The sequence below is a fragment of the Micromonospora sp. CV4 genome (assembly GCF_003667455.1).
Taxonomy (GTDB): Bacteria; Actinomycetota; Actinomycetes; order Mycobacteriales; family Micromonosporaceae; genus Micromonospora.
Map to the genome: position 1 here is coordinate 16,689 of NZ_RCVI01000254.1, position 19,674 is coordinate 36,362.

19 protein-coding genes and 1 tRNA gene are annotated in these 19,674 nt (G+C 72.8%); 9 read left to right on the top strand and 11 right to left on the bottom strand.

The genetic code is table 11. From position 1 onward, the window contains the following. Positions 1–128: 128 nt before the first annotated feature. The 3 genes from EAD98_RS14200 to EAD98_RS14210 all read right to left on the bottom strand — a co-directional run bounded on the left by EAD98_RS14200 (position 129) and on the right by EAD98_RS14210 (position 3,839). Positions 129–1,538, bottom strand: coding sequence for an amidase (locus tag EAD98_RS14200; protein WP_121654521.1), 1,410 nt, complete (start codon positions 1,536–1,538; stop codon positions 129–131). 12 nt (positions 1,539–1,550) lie between these two features. Next, on the bottom strand, positions 1,551–2,693 hold the full coding sequence (locus EAD98_RS14205; RefSeq protein ID WP_121654522.1) for a cystathionine gamma-synthase: 1,143 nt from the start codon (positions 2,691–2,693) through the stop codon (positions 1,551–1,553). Between the two features lie 99 nt (positions 2,694–2,792). After that, positions 2,793–3,839 carry a hypothetical protein gene (locus EAD98_RS14210; RefSeq protein WP_121654523.1) on the bottom strand — a complete coding sequence of 349 codons (1,047 nt, stop codon included), beginning with the start codon at positions 3,837–3,839 and terminating at the stop codon, positions 2,793–2,795. A gap of 136 nt (positions 3,840–3,975) precedes the next feature. Between EAD98_RS14210 and EAD98_RS14215 the strand changes: the two genes are divergently transcribed. The 5 genes from EAD98_RS14215 (at position 3,976) to EAD98_RS14235 (ending at position 7,989) form a co-directional block, all read left to right on the top strand. Beyond that, entirely contained in the window at positions 3,976–4,398 is a 423-nt protein-coding gene (locus EAD98_RS14215; protein WP_121654524.1) for an HIT family protein, read from the top strand. Between the two features lie 76 nt (positions 4,399–4,474). Beyond that, a complete protein-coding gene (msrA, locus tag EAD98_RS14220; protein WP_121654525.1) occupies positions 4,475–5,137 on the top strand; it encodes a peptide-methionine (S)-S-oxide reductase MsrA in 663 nt (220 codons plus the stop codon). Positions 5,138–5,502: 365 nt separating this feature from the next. Next, entirely contained in the window at positions 5,503–6,432 is a 930-nt protein-coding gene (locus EAD98_RS14225; protein WP_121654526.1) for a ribonuclease Z, read from the top strand. Further along, on the top strand, positions 6,429–6,944 hold the full coding sequence (locus EAD98_RS14230) for a GNAT family N-acetyltransferase (protein WP_121654527.1): 516 nt from the start codon (positions 6,429–6,431) through the stop codon (positions 6,942–6,944). Before EAD98_RS14225 ends, EAD98_RS14230 begins: the two co-directional genes overlap by 4 nt. Before the next feature lie 88 nt (positions 6,945–7,032). Next, positions 7,033–7,989: a S1C family serine protease gene (locus EAD98_RS14235; protein ID WP_121654528.1), complete on the top strand. Its 957-nt coding sequence runs from the start codon at positions 7,033–7,035 to the stop codon at positions 7,987–7,989. 58 nt (positions 7,990–8,047) lie between these two features. On the opposite strand, the gene EAD98_RS14240 is transcribed toward EAD98_RS14235, so the two are convergent. Both EAD98_RS14240 and EAD98_RS14245 read right to left on the bottom strand, forming a co-directional pair. Beyond that, positions 8,048–9,418, bottom strand: a complete 1,371-nt coding sequence (locus tag EAD98_RS14240; RefSeq protein WP_121654529.1) for a cystathionine beta-synthase — start codon at positions 9,416–9,418, stop codon at positions 8,048–8,050. A 72-nt stretch (positions 9,419–9,490) separates the two neighbouring features. Further along, positions 9,491–9,847 (bottom strand): YkvA family protein, encoded by a 357-nt coding sequence (locus EAD98_RS14245; RefSeq protein WP_121654530.1) that lies wholly within the window; start codon positions 9,845–9,847, stop codon positions 9,491–9,493. Between the two features lie 150 nt (positions 9,848–9,997). Between EAD98_RS14245 and EAD98_RS14250 the strand changes: the two genes are divergently transcribed. The 3 genes from EAD98_RS14250 to EAD98_RS14260 all read left to right on the top strand — a co-directional run bounded on the left by EAD98_RS14250 (position 9,998) and on the right by EAD98_RS14260 (position 13,200). Further along, entirely contained in the window at positions 9,998–11,050 is a 1,053-nt protein-coding gene (locus tag EAD98_RS14250) for an SGNH/GDSL hydrolase family protein (RefSeq protein ID WP_121654531.1), read from the top strand. Then, on the top strand, positions 11,047–11,859 hold the full coding sequence (locus tag EAD98_RS14255) for an SGNH/GDSL hydrolase family protein (protein WP_121654532.1): 813 nt from the start codon (positions 11,047–11,049) through the stop codon (positions 11,857–11,859). The genes EAD98_RS14250 and EAD98_RS14255 overlap by 4 nt, the downstream gene beginning before the upstream one ends. Positions 11,860–11,937: 78 nt before the next feature. Then, the gene (locus EAD98_RS14260; protein WP_121654533.1) at positions 11,938–13,200 is read left to right on the top strand and encodes an acetyl-CoA C-acetyltransferase; all 1,263 of its coding nucleotides are present in this window, start codon (positions 11,938–11,940) and stop codon (positions 13,198–13,200) included. 2 nt (positions 13,201–13,202) lie between these two features. On the opposite strand, the gene EAD98_RS14265 is transcribed toward EAD98_RS14260, so the two are convergent. The 4 genes from EAD98_RS14265 to EAD98_RS14280 all read right to left on the bottom strand — a co-directional run bounded on the left by EAD98_RS14265 (position 13,203) and on the right by EAD98_RS14280 (position 15,615). After that, a complete protein-coding gene (locus EAD98_RS14265) occupies positions 13,203–13,523 on the bottom strand; it encodes a hypothetical protein (protein ID WP_121654534.1) in 321 nt (106 codons plus the stop codon). A gap of 126 nt (positions 13,524–13,649) precedes the next feature. Then, complete coding sequence (locus tag EAD98_RS14270) at positions 13,650–14,408, bottom strand: Bax inhibitor-1/YccA family protein (RefSeq protein WP_121654535.1); 759 nt, start codon at positions 14,406–14,408, stop codon at positions 13,650–13,652. Positions 14,409–14,609: 201 nt separating this feature from the next. Beyond that, positions 14,610–15,425, bottom strand: a complete 816-nt coding sequence (locus EAD98_RS14275; protein WP_121654536.1) for a Bax inhibitor-1/YccA family protein — start codon at positions 15,423–15,425, stop codon at positions 14,610–14,612. Between the two features lie 106 nt (positions 15,426–15,531). After that, positions 15,532–15,615 (bottom strand) — tRNA-Leu (locus EAD98_RS14280). Between the two features lie 101 nt (positions 15,616–15,716). Between EAD98_RS14280 and EAD98_RS14285 the strand changes: the two genes are divergently transcribed. Then, positions 15,717–17,591, top strand: a complete 1,875-nt coding sequence (locus tag EAD98_RS14285) for a hypothetical protein (protein WP_199723401.1) — start codon at positions 15,717–15,719, stop codon at positions 17,589–17,591. A 79-nt stretch (positions 17,592–17,670) separates the two neighbouring features. Here the strand turns inward: EAD98_RS14285 and EAD98_RS14290 are convergent, their stop codons facing one another. After that, positions 17,671–19,002, bottom strand: a complete 1,332-nt coding sequence (locus EAD98_RS14290) for an NAD(P)/FAD-dependent oxidoreductase (RefSeq protein WP_121654537.1) — start codon at positions 19,000–19,002, stop codon at positions 17,671–17,673. A 102-nt stretch (positions 19,003–19,104) separates the two neighbouring features. Then, the gene (locus EAD98_RS14295; RefSeq protein WP_121654559.1) at positions 19,105–19,665 is read right to left on the bottom strand and encodes a hypothetical protein; all 561 of its coding nucleotides are present in this window, start codon (positions 19,663–19,665) and stop codon (positions 19,105–19,107) included. Positions 19,666–19,674 lie beyond the last annotated feature (9 nt).

A 19,674-nucleotide genomic window follows, 5' to 3' on the forward strand; every position in this document is an offset into this window, starting at 1 on the left:
GAGGACCGGAGGCGCCGGCCGGCCCGGTGCGGTCGGCCAGGCCGGCAGGGCCCGGGCGATAGGTGCCGCCTGCGCGCCGGAGATCTGCCGGACCAGCACGATCAGCGATGCGCGCACACCGTGGACGATCATGCGGTGGCCGGCGACCCCGTGCCGACGCGGGGATAGCCGGGGGCGTGCCGGGACCATGGGGCGGCCATCTCGAACTGACCGGCCACGCCGAGCAGCAGCAGCTCCGAGCCGGGCGGACCGACCAGCTGCACGGCGACGGGCAGCCCGTCCGGGCGGCGACCCACCGGCACCACGATCGCCGGCAGACCGGCGATGTTCCACGGCGCCGCGTACGGGGCGTACCGGATGTTGGCCGCCATGTTCGCCCGCCAGGACCGGTCGGACCAGCGTGCGGCCTCCGGCGGCGCGCTGGCCAGCGCCGGGGTGAGCAGCAGGTCGACGGAGTGGTCGGTGAAGAAGTCGGTCGACCGCTGCCGCCAGGCGGCCCGGTCGGCCTCCCGGACGTAGCCGCGACGCTGCGCCCACTCGCCCAGCGCGACGTGTCGCCGGGTGCGCCGTTGCAGGTCGCGCCGGTTCAGCCCGCCGGCCCGGACGTCGGCGGCTGCGGCGGCGAACCAGGTGGCGATGCCCTGCAGGCCGAGCGCGGTGGGATAGACCGGATCGGCCGGCACGGTGTCGTGTCCGGCCGCGGCGAGCAGGCGGCTGGCGGCGGTGACCGCGTCGCGGTTGGGCGCGTCCGGCGAGACACCGCGCACCGGGGAGCGCAGCGAGACGCCCACCCGCAGCCGCTGCGGCGGGACCAGCTTCTCCGGTCGCCGACCGGCGAGCACCGAGAAGCCGACCGCCGCGTCGGCCACCGTGCTGGTCAACATGCCGTGCTCGGTGAGGCCGAACCAGTCGTCCGCCCCGAGCTGGCAGGGGACCACGCCCCGGCCGGGCTTGAGCCCGACCAGGCCACAGCAGGCCGCCGGGATCCGGATCGAACCGAGACCGTCGTTGCCGTGCGCGATCGGCACGAGGCCGGCAGCCACCGCGGCGGCGGCGCCGCCGGAGGAGCCGCCGGGGGTACGCGCGCTGTCCCACGGGTTGCGGGTCACCCCGCTGTCGTCGTCGGTGAGCGCCCACAGCCCCAGCTCGGGCATCCGGGTCACGCCGAGGATCACCGCGCCGGCGCCGCGCAGGCGACGCACCACCTCGTGGTCGGCCTCCGCGACCTCGGTGCGTACGGCGGCGGAGCCGTTCCAGGTGGGCAGGCCGGCGACCGGAGTGTTCTCCTTGACCGCCACCGGCACCCCGGCCAGCGGCAGGTTGGCGAGGTCCTCCTGCTCGTCGACCTTCTCCGCCTCGGTGATCGCCTCGCCGCCGCGCACGGCGCGGAACGCGGCCAGCTCGGCGTCGGCCCGAGCGATGTACTCGAGGTGGTCGGCGACGACCTGGGTGGCCGAGACGTCTCCCCTGCGTACGCCCCGGGCGATCTGCTTGGCGGTCGCCCCGACCCAGGTCGCCATGATGTCCTGCACGGCCATCCTCCCCAGCGGTCAGCCCAGTGCCTGCTCCAGATCGGCGAGCAGGTCGTCGACCGTCTCGATGCCGACAGACAGTCGCACGAGATCGCCGGGAACTTCAAGCGGCGAGCCGGCAGCACTTGCGTGTGTCATCCGGCCCGGGTGCTCGATCAGGGATTCCACCCCGCCCAGCGACTCGGCGAGCACGAAGAGCTTGGCCCGGTTGCAGATCTCCACGGCGTGGTCCTCGCCGCCGGCCGCCCGGAAGGAGATCATGCCGCCGAACCGACGCATCTGCTTGGCGGCCACCTCGTGACCGGGGTGCGAGGGCAGCCCGGGGTAGATCACCTGGGCGACCTTGGCGTGCCCGTCGAGGTAGCCGGCGAGCCGCTCGGCGTTGTCGCAGTGCCGGTCCATGCGTACCCCGAGGGTCTTGATTCCGCGCAGGGTGAGCCAGGCGTCGAACGGCCCGTTGATCGCGCCCATCGCGTTCTGGTGGTAGCGCAGCTCCTCGCCGAGCGCGGCGTCGGCGACGACGAGCGCGCCACCCACCACGTCGGAGTGGCCACCGATGTACTTGGTGGTGGAGTGCACCACCACGTCCGCGCCGTGCGCGATCGGCTGTTGCAGGTACGGGGAGGCGAAGGTGTTGTCGACCACCAGCAGCGCGCCCGCGTCGTGCGCCACGCCGGCCAGGGCGGCGATGTCGGCGATGCCGAGCAGCGGGTTGGTCGGCGTCTCCACCCAGACGATCTTCGTACGGCCCGGCTGCACGGCGGCCCGGACCGCGTCCGCGTCGGACACCTTGGCCGGGGTGAACTCCAGGCCCCACCGCTGCGCGACCCGGGCGAAGAGCCGGTACGTACCGCCGTACGCGTCGTCCGGGATGACCACGTGATCGCCCGGCTGGCACACGGCCCGCAGCAGGGTGTCCTCGGCGGCCAGGCCGCTGGCGAAGGCGAGCCCCACGGGCCCGCCCTCCAGCGCGGCCAGGCACTCCTGGAGCGCGTCCCGGGTCGGGTTGCCGGATCGGCTGTACTCGTAGCCGAGCCGGGGCGCGCCGACAGCGTCCTGCGCGTACGTGCTGGTCTGGTAGATCGGTGGGATCACCGCGCCGGTGCGGGCCTCAGGGTCCTGACCGGCGTGGATGGCGAGCGTCTCGAAGCCGTGGTTCATGGTGGTGAGGCTAGTGCCCCGTCCCGAGGGTTGGAATGGAACCCGCGCTCCCGGGCGAGGCCGGACCGTCTGGCCCGGCCCCGCGCACCGGGGATCCGGTCAGGCGGCCGGGACGGGCAGGACGTGCAGGGTGGCCGGGCGGGCCCCGGTCCAGTCCGAGGTGACCGCGTAGACGCGGGCTCCGTTCGGAGACCAGGCCAGCCCTCCGGCGCTGAGCTCGTCGCCCAGCTCGTAGCGAACCAGTTCGGTGCCGTCCGTGGAGAACACGAAGAAGTCCGGATCGTAGGCGGCGGAAGCGCCGGCGGCGATCTGGGTGCCGGTACGCGACACCTCGACGGCGCGTGGGTACGGACCGGTGGCGTACGTCGCGGTGGGGGTGGCGATCTCGGCGAACGGGAACGCCTGCACCAGCGGCGGGGAACCGGCAGCTGTGTAGAGGGTCGCGCCGGTCGGGTCGAGGGCGATGTCCCGCAGATTGCTGCCGACGGCCGAGAACTGGTTGGTCCGCAGCAGGGCCAGCGCTCCCCCAGCGCCGATCCCGTAGGCGTACACCGACGCCGGGCTCAGCGACGGTTGCCCGGCGAGCAGCACCGACCGGTTCTGACTGGCGGCGGCCAGCAGTGGAGCATTGTAGAAATCTTCGCTGGCCACCCCGGTGCTGAGCCGGGCCGGTTGACGGCCGAGGTCGATCCGGCCGATGTTGCCGCCCCACTGGTCGCAGCCGTAGCCGAACCACAGGTAACGGCCGGTCAGCGCCAGCGACGAAGGGCACTCGCCCGCGCCGGTGTCGTACCGGGCCGACTCGACCAGCGAGCCGGTGTCGAAGGCGGCGATGGCGTTGGCGGTCGGCAGCGCCACGTAGAGGGTCCGCCGGTCGGCGCTGAGCAGAAGGTCGGTGGGGCCGGGCAGGCCCGACAGGGTGCCGACCACCGTGCCGGTCGCGCTGGTCACCACGACGTCGGTGGCGGAGCGGCCACCGCTGACGAAGACCCGGTCACCGGCCGACACCACGTCGGCCGCCGTGCTCAGCGGCAGCGGGGTCGCGGTCGGCGCGGGGGCCGCCTGGGCGTGGCCCGGAAACGCGCCGCCGAGCAGCCCGGCGGTCAGTGTCGCCAGAGCCAGGGTGGTGCTTCTTCTGATGCGCAACGTTCGTCCCTTCGAAGCATCGACGAGCAGACCCCGGCGGCCGGCGGGGCACATCCAGGCCAATCAATGACTACCACAGTCGATGCGTCCCCGGGGGGCACCGTGTCCCGCCGGGCAGGCGGCATAGCCTGGGCCGATGAGCGGTTGCGTGTTCTGCGGGATCGTGGCGGGTGAGGTGCCGGCGTTCCGGGTCGCCGACGAGCCCGACGGGGTGGCTTTTCTGGACACCCGGCCGGTGTTCAAGGGGCATGTGCTGGTGGTACCCCGGGTCCACCTGGTGACCCTGGCGGAGCTGCCGGCCGACCTGCTGCCGGGCTACTTCGCGCTGGTCCGGCGGCTCGCCGTGGCGGTGGAGACCGGTCTGGGGGCCGGCGGGACGTTCGTGGCCATGAACAACAAGGTGTCCCAATCGGTGCCACACCTGCACACCCACGTGGTTCCGCGGACCAAGGGTGACGGGCTGCGGGGTTTCTTCTGGCCGCGTACCCGTTACGAAGACGACGCTGAGGCCCAGACCTGTGCAGATCGGGTGGCCGCCGCATTCCCGGGTGGGGCCTGACTCACGGCGGCGCGGGTAAGACAGGCGGACCCACCGGTGTTACACGCTGGGAGAGGTACGAGAGGAGAGTCCCACCGTGTTTTTGCGCCGTATGAACGCCGAGATGGTCTCGCCCGAGCAGGCCCTGCCGGGCCGCGCGATCGCCATGCCGGTCGCCGACCGGCACGAGGTGCTGGGTACCCCGCTGAAGGGCCCGTTCCCGGAGGGCCTCCAGGTCGCAGTCTTCGGCATGGGCTGTTTCTGGGGCGCCGAGCGGCTGTTCTGGACGTTGCCCGGGGTGTACACCACCTCCGCCGGCTACGCCGGTGGCAGCACCAGGAACCCGACGTACGAGGAGACGTGTTCCGGCCGGACCGGGCACGCCGAGGTCGTCCAGGTGGTCTACGACCCGAGCAAGATCGCTTACGAGGATCTGCTGAAGGTCTTCTGGGAGAACCACGACCCGACCCAGGGCATGCGCCAGGGCAACGACGTGGGTACCCAGTACCGGTCGGCGATCTACACGACCACCGACGAGCAGCGGGCCATCGCTGAGTCGTCCCGGGACGCCTTCCAGCCGATCGTGACGCGGGCCGGCAAGGGTGAGATCACCACCGAGATCGCCCCGCTCGGCAGCTACTACTTCGCCGAGGACTACCACCAGCAGTACCTGGCTCCGACGAAGAACCCGAACGGGTACTGCAACCACGGCCCGAACGGGCTGAGCTGCCCGGTCGGCGTGGCCCGTACCGCCGGCTGACCGCCAGCCACCCGCACGACCGCGATGCCCGGCCGCCGAGAGGTGGCCGGGCATTCCCGTTTGGCGTGTGATCGAAATCCGTTGCCGAGCCCCGTCGGGACTCGATAGCGTGGCGGTACACGTGAAAGGAGGTGGTCCAGACTTGTATAGCAATCGGACTCGTGAGGTGGCTGTCAGCTAGCCGCTGTCCTCGACAGTGATCGGTCCGCCGCGAGGCGGGCACCAGCACCATCGTCGAGACCGTGTGGCAGCGGTGCGGCGAATCCACGACAGCCACCCGACCCCCGGGGTGCCGGCCAAGTCCAGCCGGCCCGCGCGAAAGCGCGGAGCGCCCCGGGGGTCGCTCCATATCCAAAGGAGCGGCGATGTCCATGCGTGAGCTGGTGGTGCTGGGAACGGCCAGCCAGGCGCCGACGCGTCAGCGCAACCACAACGGGTACGTGCTGCGCTGGGACGACGAGGTGATCCTCTTCGACCCGGGCGAGGGCAGCCAGCGGCAACTCCTGCACACGACGGTCACCGCCACCGACCTGACCCGGATCTGCGTCACCCACTTCCACGGCGACCACTGCCTCGGCCTGCCCGGCACCATCCAGCGGCTCTCGCTGGACCGCGTGGCGCACCCGGTCGCCGTGCACTTCCCGGCCGGCGGCGCCGAATACTTCGCCCGGCTGCGGCACGCCACCTCCTTCTACGAGACCGCCGAGCTGCTCGTCGAGCCGATCGAGGTCGACGGGCAGCGGATCACCCTGGGCTGCGGCACGCTGGAGGCGCGCCGGCTGCGGCACCCCATCGAGACGTACGGCTACCGGCTGGTCGAGCCGGACGGCTGCCGGATGCTGCCGGAGAAGCTGGCCGCGTACGGCATCGCCGGGCCGGCCGTCGGCGAGCTGATCCGGGTGGGGCACCTGGACCTGGACGGCCGCCGCGTCACCCGGGACGAGGTGAGCGTGCCGCGGCCGGGGCAGCGGTTCGCCTTCGTGATGGACACCGGCCTCTGCGACGGGGTCTACGCCCTCGCCGAGCACGCCGACCTGCTGGTCATCGAGTCGACCTTCCTGGAGTCGGAGGCCGCGCTCGCCGCCGAGGTCGGCCATCTGACCGCGGCGCAGGCCGCCCGGGTGGCGACCGAGTCCGGGGTACGCCGGCTGGTGCTCACCCACTTCTCCCAGCGGTACCCGGACCCGCGCCGGTTCCACGACGAGGCGCGCGCGCACTTCGACGGCGACCTGATCATCGCCGAGGATCTGACCACCGTGCAGCTCCCGCCACGCCGGGTAGCCTCGGCCGGGTGACCGTCACGCTCCGCCCCGCCACCACTGATGACCTGATGGGGGTGGGCGCCCTGCACCAGCGCTCCCGGGTCGCCGCGTACTCGTCCTTCCTGCCGGCCGAGGCGCTGGCCGACCCCACGCCGGAGGCGATGGGGCGGTACTGGAGCGAGCGATGGAGCTGGGAGCGGGACACCCACCGGATGACCGTGGCGGAGCGCGGCGGGAAACTGGTCGGGTTCAGCCACCTGGGCCCGGACGACGAGGACGACCCGGCGACCGGGCTGCTCAACGCGATCCACCTCGACCCGGCCGAGCAGGGGCGGGGCCTCGGCCGCACGCTCATGGTGGACGCGCTGGACGCCATGCGGGCCCGGGGCTGGCGGCGGGCGGCGCTCTGGGTGCTGCGGGACAACGCCCACGCCCGCGCCTTCTATGAGCGCGGCGGTTGGACCCCCACCGGCATGGAACGCGAGGAGCACATCGGCGCCGCCCTCACCCCCCAACTCCGCTACACCCGCGCGCTCGCGGTGTAGGACCGCCCTCGTCCCGGCACGCCGGCGATCGATGTTCGCTCTCGGCGGATCGGGGCATGCCGGCCGGCGCGGCGGCGTTGGGGCCGGCATGGACAGCGATCACACCAGTTCCGGCCCGGCCGAGGAGGCCGCGCTGGACGCGTACTCCCGGGTGGTCACGACCGTGGCGGCCCGGGTGCTGCCCAGTGTGGCCGCGCTGTCGGTGCGGACCGCACGCGGAGCCGGCGCCGGCTCCGCGGTCACCGTGGGCACCGACGGTCTGCTGCTGACCAGCGCACACGTGGTGCAGGGCGCCGCCGGCGGCTCGGCGGCGTTCGGCGACGGCACCGAGACGACGTTCCGGGTGGTCGGCGCCGACCCGCTCTCCGACCTCGCCGTGCTGCGGGTCGACGAGACCACCGTGCCACCGGTGGAGCTGGGCGACGCCGACGCACTGCGGATCGGCCAGCTGGTGGTGGCCGTCGGCAACCCGATGGGGCTGGCCGGTTCCGTGACCGCCGGGGTGGTCTCCGGGCTCGGCCGCTCGCTACCGGCCCGCGACGGGCGGGTCACCCGGCTGATCGAGGACGTGATCCAGACCGACGCGGCGCTCAACCCGGGCAACTCCGGCGGCGCGCTGGCCGACTCCGCCGGGCGGGTGATCGGCGTGAACACCGCCGTCGCCGGCTACGGACTGGGGCTGGCGGTGCCGATCAACGCCACCACCCGACACATCATCGCCGAGTTGACCACCGCCGGCCGGGTCCGTCGCGCCTGGCTCGGCGTGGCCGGCGTACCCGTTCCGCTGCCACCCGAGGTGACCGCTCGTACCGGCCAGCGGCGCGGTCTGCGCGTGGTGGAGGTGGTGCCGGGCAGCCCGGCCGGCGTGGCCGGGCTCTACCTGGGCGACATCATCCTCAGCGCCGGCGGACGAGCGGTGGCCGACGGTCAGGGACTACAGCGGCTGATGCTCGGCCCCGCCATCGGCACCCGGCTGCCGGTGACCGTGCTGCGCAAGGGCGCGTTCGTCGACGTCGTCGCGGTCCCGACCGAGCTGCGCGCCTGACACTTCCGGCCGGCGGGGTGCCCGACGGCCGGAAGTGTCGAACGAGGCGGTTCAGTGCTCAGCGGGCGCCGAGGTGGGCCAGGAGGTCCTGGCGGGTGAGGACGCCCTTTGGCTTGCCGTCGACGAGGACCAGAGCGGCGTCGGACTTCTCCAGCAGGCCGACGGCCTCGCTGACCGGCTGGCCCCCACCGATCATCGGCAGCGGGTCGCCCATGTGCCGCTCGATGGTGTCGTGCAGGTGCGCCTGACCGGTGAACAGCGCGTCGAGCAGGTCCCGCTCGGCGATGGAGCCGGCCACCTCGCCGGTCACCACCGGCGGCTCGGCCTTGAGCACCGGCAGCTGCGAGACGCCGTACTCGCGCATGTAGTCGATCGCGTCGCGGACCGTCTCGGTCGGGTGCACGTGCACCAGTTCGGGCAGCCCGCCCGGCTTGCTCGCCAAAGCGTCGGCCACGGTCGGCTCGGTGCCGGAGTTGTCGAGGAAGCCGTACCGGGCCATCCACGAGTCGTTGAAGATCTTGGAAAGGTAGCCCCGGCCGCCGTCCGGCAGCAGCACGACCACCACGTCGTCCGGGCCGGCCCGGCGAGCCACCTCCAGCGCGGCGACCACCGCCATGCCGCAGGAGCCGCCGACCAGCAGCCCCTCCTCGCGGGCCAGCCGCCGGGTCATCTCGAAGGACGCCTTGTCGGAGACCTCCACGATCTCGTCGGCGACGCCCCGGTCGTACGTCTCCGGCCAGAAGTCCTCGCCGACGCCCTCCACCAGGTACGGCCGGCCGGTGCCGCCGGAGTAGACCGAGCCCTCCGGGTCCGCCCCGATGATCCGCACCCGACCCTCGGAGGCCTCCTTGAGGTAGCGGCCGATGCCGGAGATGGTGCCGCCGGTGCCGACGCCCGCCACGAAGTGGGTGAGCCCGCCCTCGGTCTGCTTCCACAGCTCCGGACCGGTCGTCTCGTAGTGCGAGCGCGGGTTGGCCGGGTTGCTGTACTGGTTGGGCTTCCAGGCGCCGGGGATCTCCCGGGTCAGCCGGTCCGAGACGTTGTAGTACGAGCGCGGGTCCTCCGGGGCGACGGCGGTCGGGCAGACCACCACCTCGGCGCCGTACGCCCGGAGCACGTCCTGCTTGTCCTGGCTGACCTTGTCGGGGCAGACGAAGACGCAGCGGTAGCCCTTGAGCTGGGCCACCAGGGCCAGCCCGACGCCGGTGTTGCCGCTGGTCGGCTCGACGATGGTGCCGCCGGGCTTGAGCAGGCCGGCCGCCTCGGCGTCCTCCACCATCCGCAGCGCGATCCGGTCCTTCACCGAGCCGCCGGGGTTGACGTACTCAACCTTGGCGAGCACGGTGGCCTGGATGCCCTCGGTGACGTTACGCAGACGTACCAGCGGGGTGTTGCCGATCATGTCGACGACGTTGTCGTAGTACTGCACGATGTGCCCTTCGTTGCGGCGCCGGCGATGGCGGCCGGGCAGACGTTTCCTCGCCGCCCAGGGTACGTGCCGTCAGGGCACCAGCCCCCCGGGGATGACCGAGCTGCGTCGGGTCTCCCACTCCAGGAAGCGATCGGTCTCGGCGAGTACGCTCCCGGCCAGCCAAGTGATCATGACCGCGTCGTCGGCGAGCCCGAAGATCGCCAGTGGGATCTCGGGGAGCAGGTCGATCGGCGAGACGATGTACGCCGTCGCCGCGGTCATCAGGGCCAGTCGGAGGCCACCGTCGTACTCCCCACGGGCGGTGGCCCGGATCATCCGGGGCAACGCCGCCAACCTCGCGCCCAGCGACGGCCCGCCGCGTGCCCCGGCCGCCAGTGCCCGGGCCAGGGCCGTGAACGCCGCGCTGCGCTTCAGTGTCTTCCCCATCGTCGCGCTCCTCTCCGCCGGATCAGCGTGGCGGGTCGGCGCAACTCCGCCGGCCTCCTCCGGACAGGTACCCCGTCGCGTCGGTTTCCAGGCACCCGCGAGCCGTCACGACGACAGCGGCGTGTCGGCCCGGCGAGATAATGTCGTGGTATGGGGGTGGCTGGTTCCGTCGTACCCGTTGATCCGCGCTGGCGGCAGGCCCGGCGGGTCGCCCGTCTGGCGGCCATCGGCACGGGCGCCACGGCGGCGGCCGCGATCGCGACCGGCGGGGTGCTGCTCGGCCAGGCCCGCCAGGCCCGGCGCACCATCCCGATGGCCGAGGCGCCGCCGCCGCGCTGTGACGGGATGTACGGCGCGAAGTTCCCCGGCCCGGCGCTCACCATGGTCGTGCTCGGCGACTCGTCGGCGGCCGGCTACGGGGTGCACCGCCGCCGGGAGACGCCCGGCGCGCTGCTCGCCACCGGCCTGTCCCGAAGGCTGCACCGGCCGGTGCGGCTGCACCGTTTCGCGGTGGTCGGGGCCATCTCAGCGGTGCTGCGGCACCAGGTGGAGGCGGCGCTGGACCGCCAGCCCGACATCGCCGTGATCCTGATCGGCGGCAACGACATCACCAACCGCACCCCGCGCGGGCTGGCCGTGCGCTACCTGGTCGAGGCGGTCCGCACGCTGCGCGACGCCGGCTGCGAGGTGGTCGTCGGCACCTGCCCCGACCTCGGCGCGATCCGCCCGATCCAGCCACCGCTGCGCTGGCTGGCGCACCGGTGGAGCCGGCAGCTCGCCGCCGCGCAGACGGTGGCCGTGGTCGAGGCGGGCGGCTGGACGGTCTCCCTCGGCGACCTGCTCGGTCCGCGCTTCGCCGCCGAGCCACACCGGATGTTCGCCTGGGACCGGTTCCATCCCTCCGCCGAGGGGTACGCGGTGGCCGCCGCCGCGCTGCTGCCGACGATGCTCTCCGCGCTCGGCGCGGGGCAGGAACGACGGGTCGCACCGACACCCGGCGAGGGCGTACGGTCGCTGCCGGAGGCCGCGCAGGAGGCGGCCCGGCACGCCGGCACGGAGGTCAGCGGCACCCAGGTCCGGGGCCACGACCACGGGCCGGCCGGTCGGTGGGCGCAGTTGCGTCGCCGGGCGTTCTTCGGTGTCGGTGCGGTGCCGCAGCGCGGGGCCGCACCGGACACGTCGACAGTGGAGGGACTGGCATGAACGAGCGCAGCGGGCGGGACGTGACCGCCGGTTTCCCGGTCCGGCTGGGTCGGGCGGCGGCGCTCTCGCTGCTCGCCGGCACCGTGGGCGGTGCTGCCGTCCTGGCCGGCGAGGCGTTCGTCGCCCGACACCGGCGCTACGCCCAGCCGGAGCTGGGGCTGGCGCTGCGGGCCACGATCGGCCGGGCTGGCGCGCCGCCGCTGCGGCTGGTGCTGCTCGGCGACTCGTCGGCGTTGGGCGTGGGCGTCGACCGGCTCGAGGACACCATCGGCGGGCAGTTGGCGAACCTGCTCGCCGAGGGCCCGACCGGGCGGCGGGTGCACCTGTCCAGCGTCGGCGTCTCCGGGTCCCGCTCGACGGATCTGACCACCCAGGTGGCGCGGGCCCTGCTCGGCGAGCGGCCCGACGTGGCGCTGATCCTGATCGGGGCGAACGACGCCACCGGCCTGCGCCGGCCCGCCGACGCGGCGGCGTACCTCGGTGCGGCGGTGCACCGGTTGCGCGAGGCGCGGGTCGAGGTGGTGGTGGGCACCTGCCCCGACCTCGGCGCGGTGCGCGCCATCGCGCCCCCGTTGCGCCAGGTGGTCGGCTGGTCCGGGCGTCGCATGGCCCGCGCCCAGACCACGGCCGTGCTGGATGCCGGCGGCGCGGTGGTCGATCTGGCCACCGAGACCGGGCCGGTGTTCCGGGCCGACGCGGGGACCCTCTGCCACGACGGCTTCCATCCCTCCGCGGACGGCTACCGGGTGTGGGCGCACGCCCTGCTCCCCGCCGTCGCGGCCGCCGCAGCGGTCGACTCCCGACGCTAGATCGACGGGGCTCGGGGTGACATTTCCCGCCGGGCCGGCTTCTTCCGCGCCAAGTTACCGGCGGGTTAACGTGGGTCCATGCCGATTGAGTCGTCCCGCGACGCCGTCATCGTCGCCACCGCCCGCTCCCCCATCGGCCGGGCGCACAAGGGGTCCCTGCGCGATGTCCGCTCGGACGACCTCGCCGCGACCATCGTCCAGGCGGCCCTGGACAAGATCCCCCAGCTCGATCCGACCACGATCGACGACCTCTACCTCGGGTGCGGCCTGCCCGGTGGCGAGCAGGGCTTCAACATGGCCCGCGTGGTGTCCACCCTGCTCGGGCTGGACACCGTGCCCGGCGCCACGCTGACCCGCTACTGCGCCTCTTCCCTGCAGACCACCCGGATGGCCATGCACGCGATCCGGGCCGGCGAGGGCGACGTGTTCGTCTCCGCCGGCGTGGAGATGGTCTCCCGGTACGCGCGGGGCAGCTCCGACGGGCTGCCCCCCGAGGCGCAAACGCTGGTCGGCGGCGGCTGGGAGAACCCACGCTTCGCGGCGGCCGGTGAGCGCTCGAAGCGTCGCGCGCAGGGTGGCGCCGAGGTGTGGGCCGACCCGCGCGAGTCCGGCGAGCTGCCGGACATCTACCTGACCATGGGGCAGACCGCGGAGAACCTGGCCCAGGTGTACGACGTCACCCGCGCCGACATGGACGCGTTCGGCGTCCGCAGCCAGAACCTCGCCGAGAAGGCCATCGCCGACGGCTTCTGGGCCCGCGAGATCACCCCGGTCACCACTCCGGACGGCACGGTGGTGAGCACCGACGACGGCCCGCGGGCGGGCGTCACCCTGGAGGGCGTGTCCGGCCTGAAGCCGGTGTTCCGTCCGGACGGTCGGATCACCGCCGGCAACTGCTGCCCGCTCAACGACGGCGCCGCCGCCGTGGTCATCATGAGCGCCCAGCGGGCCGAGGAGCTCGGGTTGACCCCGCTGGCCCGGATCGTCTCCACCGGCGTGACCGCGCTGTCGCCGGAGATCATGGGCCTCGGTCCGGTCGAAGCGTCCCGACAGGCGCTGCGCCGGGCCGGCATGACCATCGACGACGTCGACCTGGTCGAGATCAACGAGGCGTTCGCCGCGCAGGTCATCCCCTCCTACCGGCAGCTGGGCATCCCGGAGGAGAAGCTGAACGTGATGGGCGGCGCGATCGCGGTCGGCCACCCGTTCGGCATGACCGGCGCCCGGATCACCGGCACCCTGCTCAACGCCCTCGAGTGGCACGACAAGACCATCGGTCTGGAGACCATGTGCGTCGGCGGCGGTCAGGGCATGGCCATGGTGCTGGAGCGGCTGAGCTGAGCTCAGAGCGCGCTGCGGGTCGCCGTCACCTCGGCGGCGGCCCGCGCCAGCACCTCGGCACCCGGGCCGGCGGCAACGAGGTCCGCCGCGACCACCCGTAGCTGGTCGGGCAGGGCCAGGTCGTTGTCCAGCCGCGGCACCTCCCGGCGGGGTGCGCCCTCGGCGTCGGCGGCCAGGTTGGCGATCTCCTGCACCAGCCGGTGCATCAGGTCGGCGCGGGGCACGTTGCCGGTGGTCGCCACCGCCGCCCAGCGCGGCTGCTCCCAGTGCCCGACCTGACGGACCAGCAACTGCACCGCCTGGTCCAACTCCGCTGCGCTCATCGCCGCCGAGTCTACGGCCGGACGGCGCGGAGCCCGAGATCGACTCGATTTCCCCGGACATCGGCGTATCACCGCGACCGGGAGACCCCGACATCAGGAAAACCGAGTCGATCATGCACGGCCGGGTCAGCGGCGCAGGTAACTGAGCAGCCGCAACAACTGCCAGTAGAGGAAGACCAACCCGGTGAGCAGGCCGAACGCGCTCAGCCACGCGTACCGCCGGGGTCGACCGTCGCGCACCGAGCGCTCGACGAGATCGAAGTCCAGGATGAAGCTGAACGCGCCGGCGATGATGGCCACGACCGAGAAGGCGTACGGCAGCCAGCCGACCTCCCCACTGACGCTGTAGACCGCCAGCCCCGGCCGCCCCGAAATCAGGTACGACACCAGGTTGACCACGCTGAGCACGGCGATACCGAGCAGCGTGCCGATCACCAGGCGGGCCAACCGGGGCGACGCCCGGATGATCCGGGCCCGGTAGAGCGCCGCCATGCCGAGAAAGACGCCGAAGGTGCCGGCCACCGCCTGCACCACGATGCCCGGATAGACCTGTTCGAAGGTACGGCTCGCGACCCCCAGCAGCAGGCCCTGGAGAAGGGCGTAGCCGACGATCGGCACCGGGTTGGTGATCCCCCGCAGCGAGATGACCAGGACCAGTGCGATCGAGGCGAGAGCGCTGCCGGCAAGCGCGGCGCCCAGCCACACGGCGTCGGGGATCACCGCCCAGGAGACCGCCGCGGCCGCGCCGGTCAGCAGCAACAACCCGACGGTACGGACCACCACGTCGTCGACGGTCATCGCCTCGACGTCGCGGGCACCGAGGACCCGGGCCTCCAACCGGCCGGTCTCGTCCAGCCGGTTGAGCACCGGATTGTTGCTGCGCACCGCCGCCTCCTTCGCCCGCGTACCCCCAGGGCGTGTGTCAAAGTCCCTGGCCGGCCTGCGACGGAGGCTTTGACACACGCCCTCGCAGTCACTCTGCCCCGGGCGGACCGGCGGCGGCGGGTAAACGGCACGGCCGGCGCAGACGACGGCGCCCGCCCCCGCGGAAGCGGAGGCGGGCGCCGGTCAGCAGCGCGGACGAGGTCAGTCGTCGCCCTGGAAGTAGCTCAGCAGTCGCAGGATCTCGATGTAGAGCCAGACCAGGCTGACCAGGATGCCGAAGGCGGCCGTCCAGGAGTAGCGCTGCGGCAGGCCCATCCGGACGCCGTCCTCGATCTCCTTGAAGCTGAGCACGAAGCTCAGCGAGGCGACCACGATGCACACCAGGCTGAAGCCGATCGCCAACGGGCTACCGTCGCGCAGACCGGTGTTGACGCCGAACAGGGCCAGCACCAGGTTGATCAGCATGACCGCGAAGAGGCCGACCATCACCGCGATCATGCCCTTGACGAAGGCCGGGGTTGCCCGGATGACCTTCGCCCGGTAGAGCATCGCCATCAGGAAGAAGATGCCGAAGCTGGCCGCGGCGGCCTGGAGCACGATGCCGTCGTACGCCGTCTCGAACGCCTTGCTGACCATGCCGACGAAGACACCCTCGACGACCGCGTACGTGATGACCAGCGCCGGGTTGGCCATCCGGGAGAACGAGATGATCAGGCCGAGCACCAGGCCGACGACCGCCGCGCCGATCCAGGCGGCACCGACCAGCGCGTCGGGCACGAGCACCCAGGCGGCCGCGGCGGAGATGCCGAGGATGCCGAGCAGGGCGACGGTCTTGACCACCACGTCGTCGACGGTCATGGGCGCCACGGTGGGGGGCGCTGCCGGGTAACCGGCCTGGGACGGGTACTGCTGGGGAATGCCGGGCTGTCCGTACGGCCCGGTCGGGGCGTACCCGGCGGAACGCTCCCGCTCGGCCGCCTGGCCGAGCCGGGCGAGCACCGGGTTCGAGGTCTTCACTGTCTGGCCTCCCTCAGGGGGTCGTTTGCACGTGAACGTGCCCTCCAAGAGTAAACGGCCGGACCAACTCCTGGTGATCACGAATGAGAATGCGTCCTGGCCCCGCTGGTGCCCGGGGCGGGGGTCGAACCCGCACGCCTTGCGGCAGCCGCTTTTAAGGCGGCCGTGTCTGCCGTTCCACCACCCGGGCGGGTGGCACCGGCGCGCCGACACGCACGGTGCAGTGTCACCGTAGCCGGTTCGCGGCGACCCGGCGTACCCCGCCAGGCTGGCCGCATTAGGGTCGATGCCGTGAGCAGCGCAGCCCCCACGGCCTCCGACGCCGCCCCTGAGCAGGCCTTCCGCCTCGCCGATCAGATCAACCGCCAACCCTGGGCCGTCCGGCTGCTGGCCGCCGCCCGCCGGCACCGGGCGGACCTGCTCGTCGCGCTGATCTGCACGGTGGTGGCCGGCTGGCTCACCCACGGGCTGTGGCCCGACCCGTCCGGACGGACGCTGGCGCTGAACCCGGAGGACCAGACCCTCTACGAGTGGTTCCTCGCGGTCGACGCGCGAGCGTTGCTCGGTGACTTCAGCCTGCTCACCGACCGGCTCAACGCCCCCGACGGGGTCAACCTGATGACCAACACCACGGTCATCGCGCTCGGCATCGTCTGCGCGCCGATCACGCTGCTGCTCGGCGCCCCGGTCACCTTCGCGCTACTCGCCGCCGCCAACCTGGCCGGCACCGCCGTCGCCTGGTACCTGCTGTTCCACCGGGCGTTGCGCGCCCGACGGCTCGCCGCCGCCCTCGGCGGAGGACTGTGCGGGTTCGGCCCCGGCATGATCTCGCAGACCAACAGTCATCTGCACATGACCGCCCAGTGGCTGGTGCCGGTGATCGTCTGGCTGGTGGTCCGGCTGTTGCGGGCGTCCGACCCGGGACCGACGCCGCCCGGCACCCCCGCCGGGCCCGGCCGGTCACTGCCCGCCGGACCGGACCGGCGGCGCGTGTTCAGCTCCGCGGCCGGGCTCGCCACGGCGGTCACCGCACAGGTCTTCATCGGCGAGGAGGTGCTCTTCCTCGCCGCCGTCACGATGCTGGTGATGGCGGTCAGCTACGCCGTGGCGGACCGGGACCTGGCCCGCCGGGCGCTGCCGACCTTCGCCGGCGGGCTGGCGGTCGCCGCCGGGCTGGCCCTGCTGGTGCTCGGATATCCGCTGTGGTTCCAGTTCGCCGGGCCGCAGGGGGTCGCCGACGGGATGTTCAGCCCGGCCTACTTCTCCGCCGACCTGAGCAGCTGGTGGACCGTCTCCCCGCTGTCGGTGGCCGGCAGCGCCGAGTCCGCCCGGCTGACCACCGGCCCGGCCGAGTACAACACGTTCCTCGGCTGGCCGCTGCTGCTGGTCACCGCGGCCTGCGCGGTCTGGATCTGGGTGGGGCGCCGCCGGCTGGTGCTCGCCTGCGTGGTCGCGGCACTGGTGATGGGCGCGCTCTCGCTCGGCCCGGAGGTGGTGCTCGGCGGCACCAGGACGGCGCTGCCCGGCCCGTACGCCCTGCTGGCCGGGCTGCCGGTGGTGGACGGCGCGCTGCCGATGCGGTTCGGCCTGGCGCTGCTCCCGATCATCGCGACGCTGCTGGTGCTGGCGCTCGACAAGGCCCTGCGGAGCACCGGTCGGGCGCGGCGGCTGGTGCCGCTGGCCGTCGTCGCGGCCCTGCTGCCGATCTTCCCGACCCCGCTGCCGACGGCAGAGCGGCCCGCCGTGCCGGAGTTCATCACCGGCGGGCACTGGCGGCAGTGCGTCCGTCCCGGCGGGGTGCTGGTCCCGGTGCCGCTGCCCACGCCCAAGGAACCGTGGCCGATGCGCTGGGCCGCGGCCGCCGACGCCGGCTTCGGTCTGCCCGAGGGCTTCTTCATCGGCCCGTACGGGCGGGGCGGCACCGCGGCGATGGGCACCTTCAAGCAGCCCACGTCCGCCCTGCTCGCCGACGTCGCGCGACGCGGCGACCAGCCGGCCATCGGTGACGAGCAGCGCCGGCAGGCCGCCCGGGACGCGGACTTCTGGGGCGCCTCGTGCGTGGCCCTGGCGGACGACGCCCCACACGTGGAGAGTCTGCGCGCGACCCTGGAGCAGCTCTACGGCCCGGCCACCCGGATCGCCGACGCCTGGATCTGGCGGGTCTGACCGGCTCCGACGCGGTGTCGGAAAAGGGCCCCTCCCGCACCGAAGACGGTAGCGGAGGGGCCCTTCTCGTACGACTGGGTCAGACCCGGGGAGCGCCGACCGGCTGGGACGCCTCGACGAACTCCTCGCGCGGGTCGTGCAGCTGGCCCAGGGCGACCACCTCGCGCTTGAGGAAGAACGCCAGCGACCAGTCCACCACCACCCGCACCTTGCGGTTGAACGACGGGATCCGGCTCATGTGGTACGTCCGGTGCATGAACCAGGCCGGCCAGCCGGTCATCTTGATGCCGTACACCTGGGCGACGCCCTTGTGCAGGCCGAGGCTGGCCACGCTGCCGACGTGCTTGTGCTTGTAGTTGACCGGCTCGCGGCCCCGGATGACCGCCGCGATGTTGTCGGCCATCAGGGCGGCCTGCCGCACCGCGTGCTGGGCGCTCGGCGAGCAGAAGTTGCCCGGCTCCTTGGTCAGGTCGGGCACCGCCGAACAGTCCCCGGCGCTCCAGGCGCCCTCGACCACCCGGTCACCGTCGACCACCTGGAGAGTGGGCAGGCAGGTGACCCGCCGGCGGTCGTCGCGCGGGAGATCGGTGGCGTCCAGCATCGGCGACGGCTTCACGCCGGCCGTCCAGACGATGGTGTCGGAGCGGAAGCTGTCCCCGTCGGAGAGCTTGACCACCCCGTCGACGCAGGACTCCAGCCGGGTGTCCAGTCGGATGTCCATGTTCCGCTTGAGCAGCTGCTGCACCGTGTAGGCGCCCATGTCCCGGTCCACCTCGGGCAGCACCCGCTGGGTGGCCTCGACGAGCACCCAGCGCATCTCCTCGGGCTCCAGCTCCGGGTAGTAGCGCATGGCGTCTCGGGCCATGTCCTCCATCTCGGCGAGCGCCTCGATGCCGGCGTAGCCACCACCGACGAAGGTGAAGGTCAGCGCCGATCGGCGGACGTCCGGATCGGGGGTAACGGCGGCCACGTCCAGCCGGTCCAGCACGTGGTTGCGGAGGTAGATCGCCTCGCCGATGGTCTTGAACCCGATGCCCTGCTCGTGCAGGCCGGGGATCGGCAGCGTCCGGGACACCGAGCCCGGGGCCACGATCACGTGGTCGTACGCGATCTCCCGGGCCGGGCCGACGATCGGCTGCACGGTGGCCACCTTGCGGTCGTGCTCGACACGGGTGACCGTGCCCGCCACCACCGTGCACCGCCGCAACTCACGCCGCAGCGGCACCACGGAGTGCCGGGGAGAGATGTTGCCCGCTGCGGCCTCGGGCAGGAACGGCTGGTAGGTCATGTGCGGCTGGGGGTCAACCACGATGACCTCAGCCTCACGGGAGCTGAGCTTCTTCGACAGGCGCAGGGCGGCATAGAGACCGACGTGCCCGGCACCCACCACAAGGATCCGCTTCGGATTCACGTCATCTATCTTTCCCCGACCGACTCAGGTAATCCCGCTCGCGGCCCCCATCTGTGACGGAGCACAACCCCTGTGACCTGGATAACCCTGCTGCATCACCCATTACCTGCGTCGCAGGAGCCAACCCAGCAACGCGGCTATCCCCACCGCCACGAGCAACCCGAGCACGGTGACCCACTGGTGCCCGCTCTGCCCGTCGATGCCCGCGACCTGCAACAGCAGCACCCCCAGCACGGCGGTACCCAGCAGCACCGCGGCCGCCCGCAGCAGCCAACGCGTGATCAGCTCCGGGTCCACCACCCCGTCGTAGGGCAGCAGCGCGGCCAGCGCGCAGAGAGTGTGCCCCAGGTAGAGCAGCGCGGCGACGGCGAGCAGCCGCCAGAGCGCCACCGGGCGGCCGTAACCGTCGGTGGCGAGCAGCCAGCCGCCGACCATGACCAGCGCCGCGAAGGTCGGCCAGACCCGGCGCGGACCCACCGCGGGCAGCAGCGCGGCCCCCGCGAGCAAGCCGAGCGGCCGGCCGGACAGCACCTCGGCGGGGAACGCCACCGCGAACCCGGCCAGCACGGTGACGAAGATCCCGACCCGAACCATGAGCGGGGCGAGGCTGATCCGGGCGAAGGCGTCCTGGGCCGCCCGGACCCGCCCGGTGACGGCGTCCATCATCTGCGC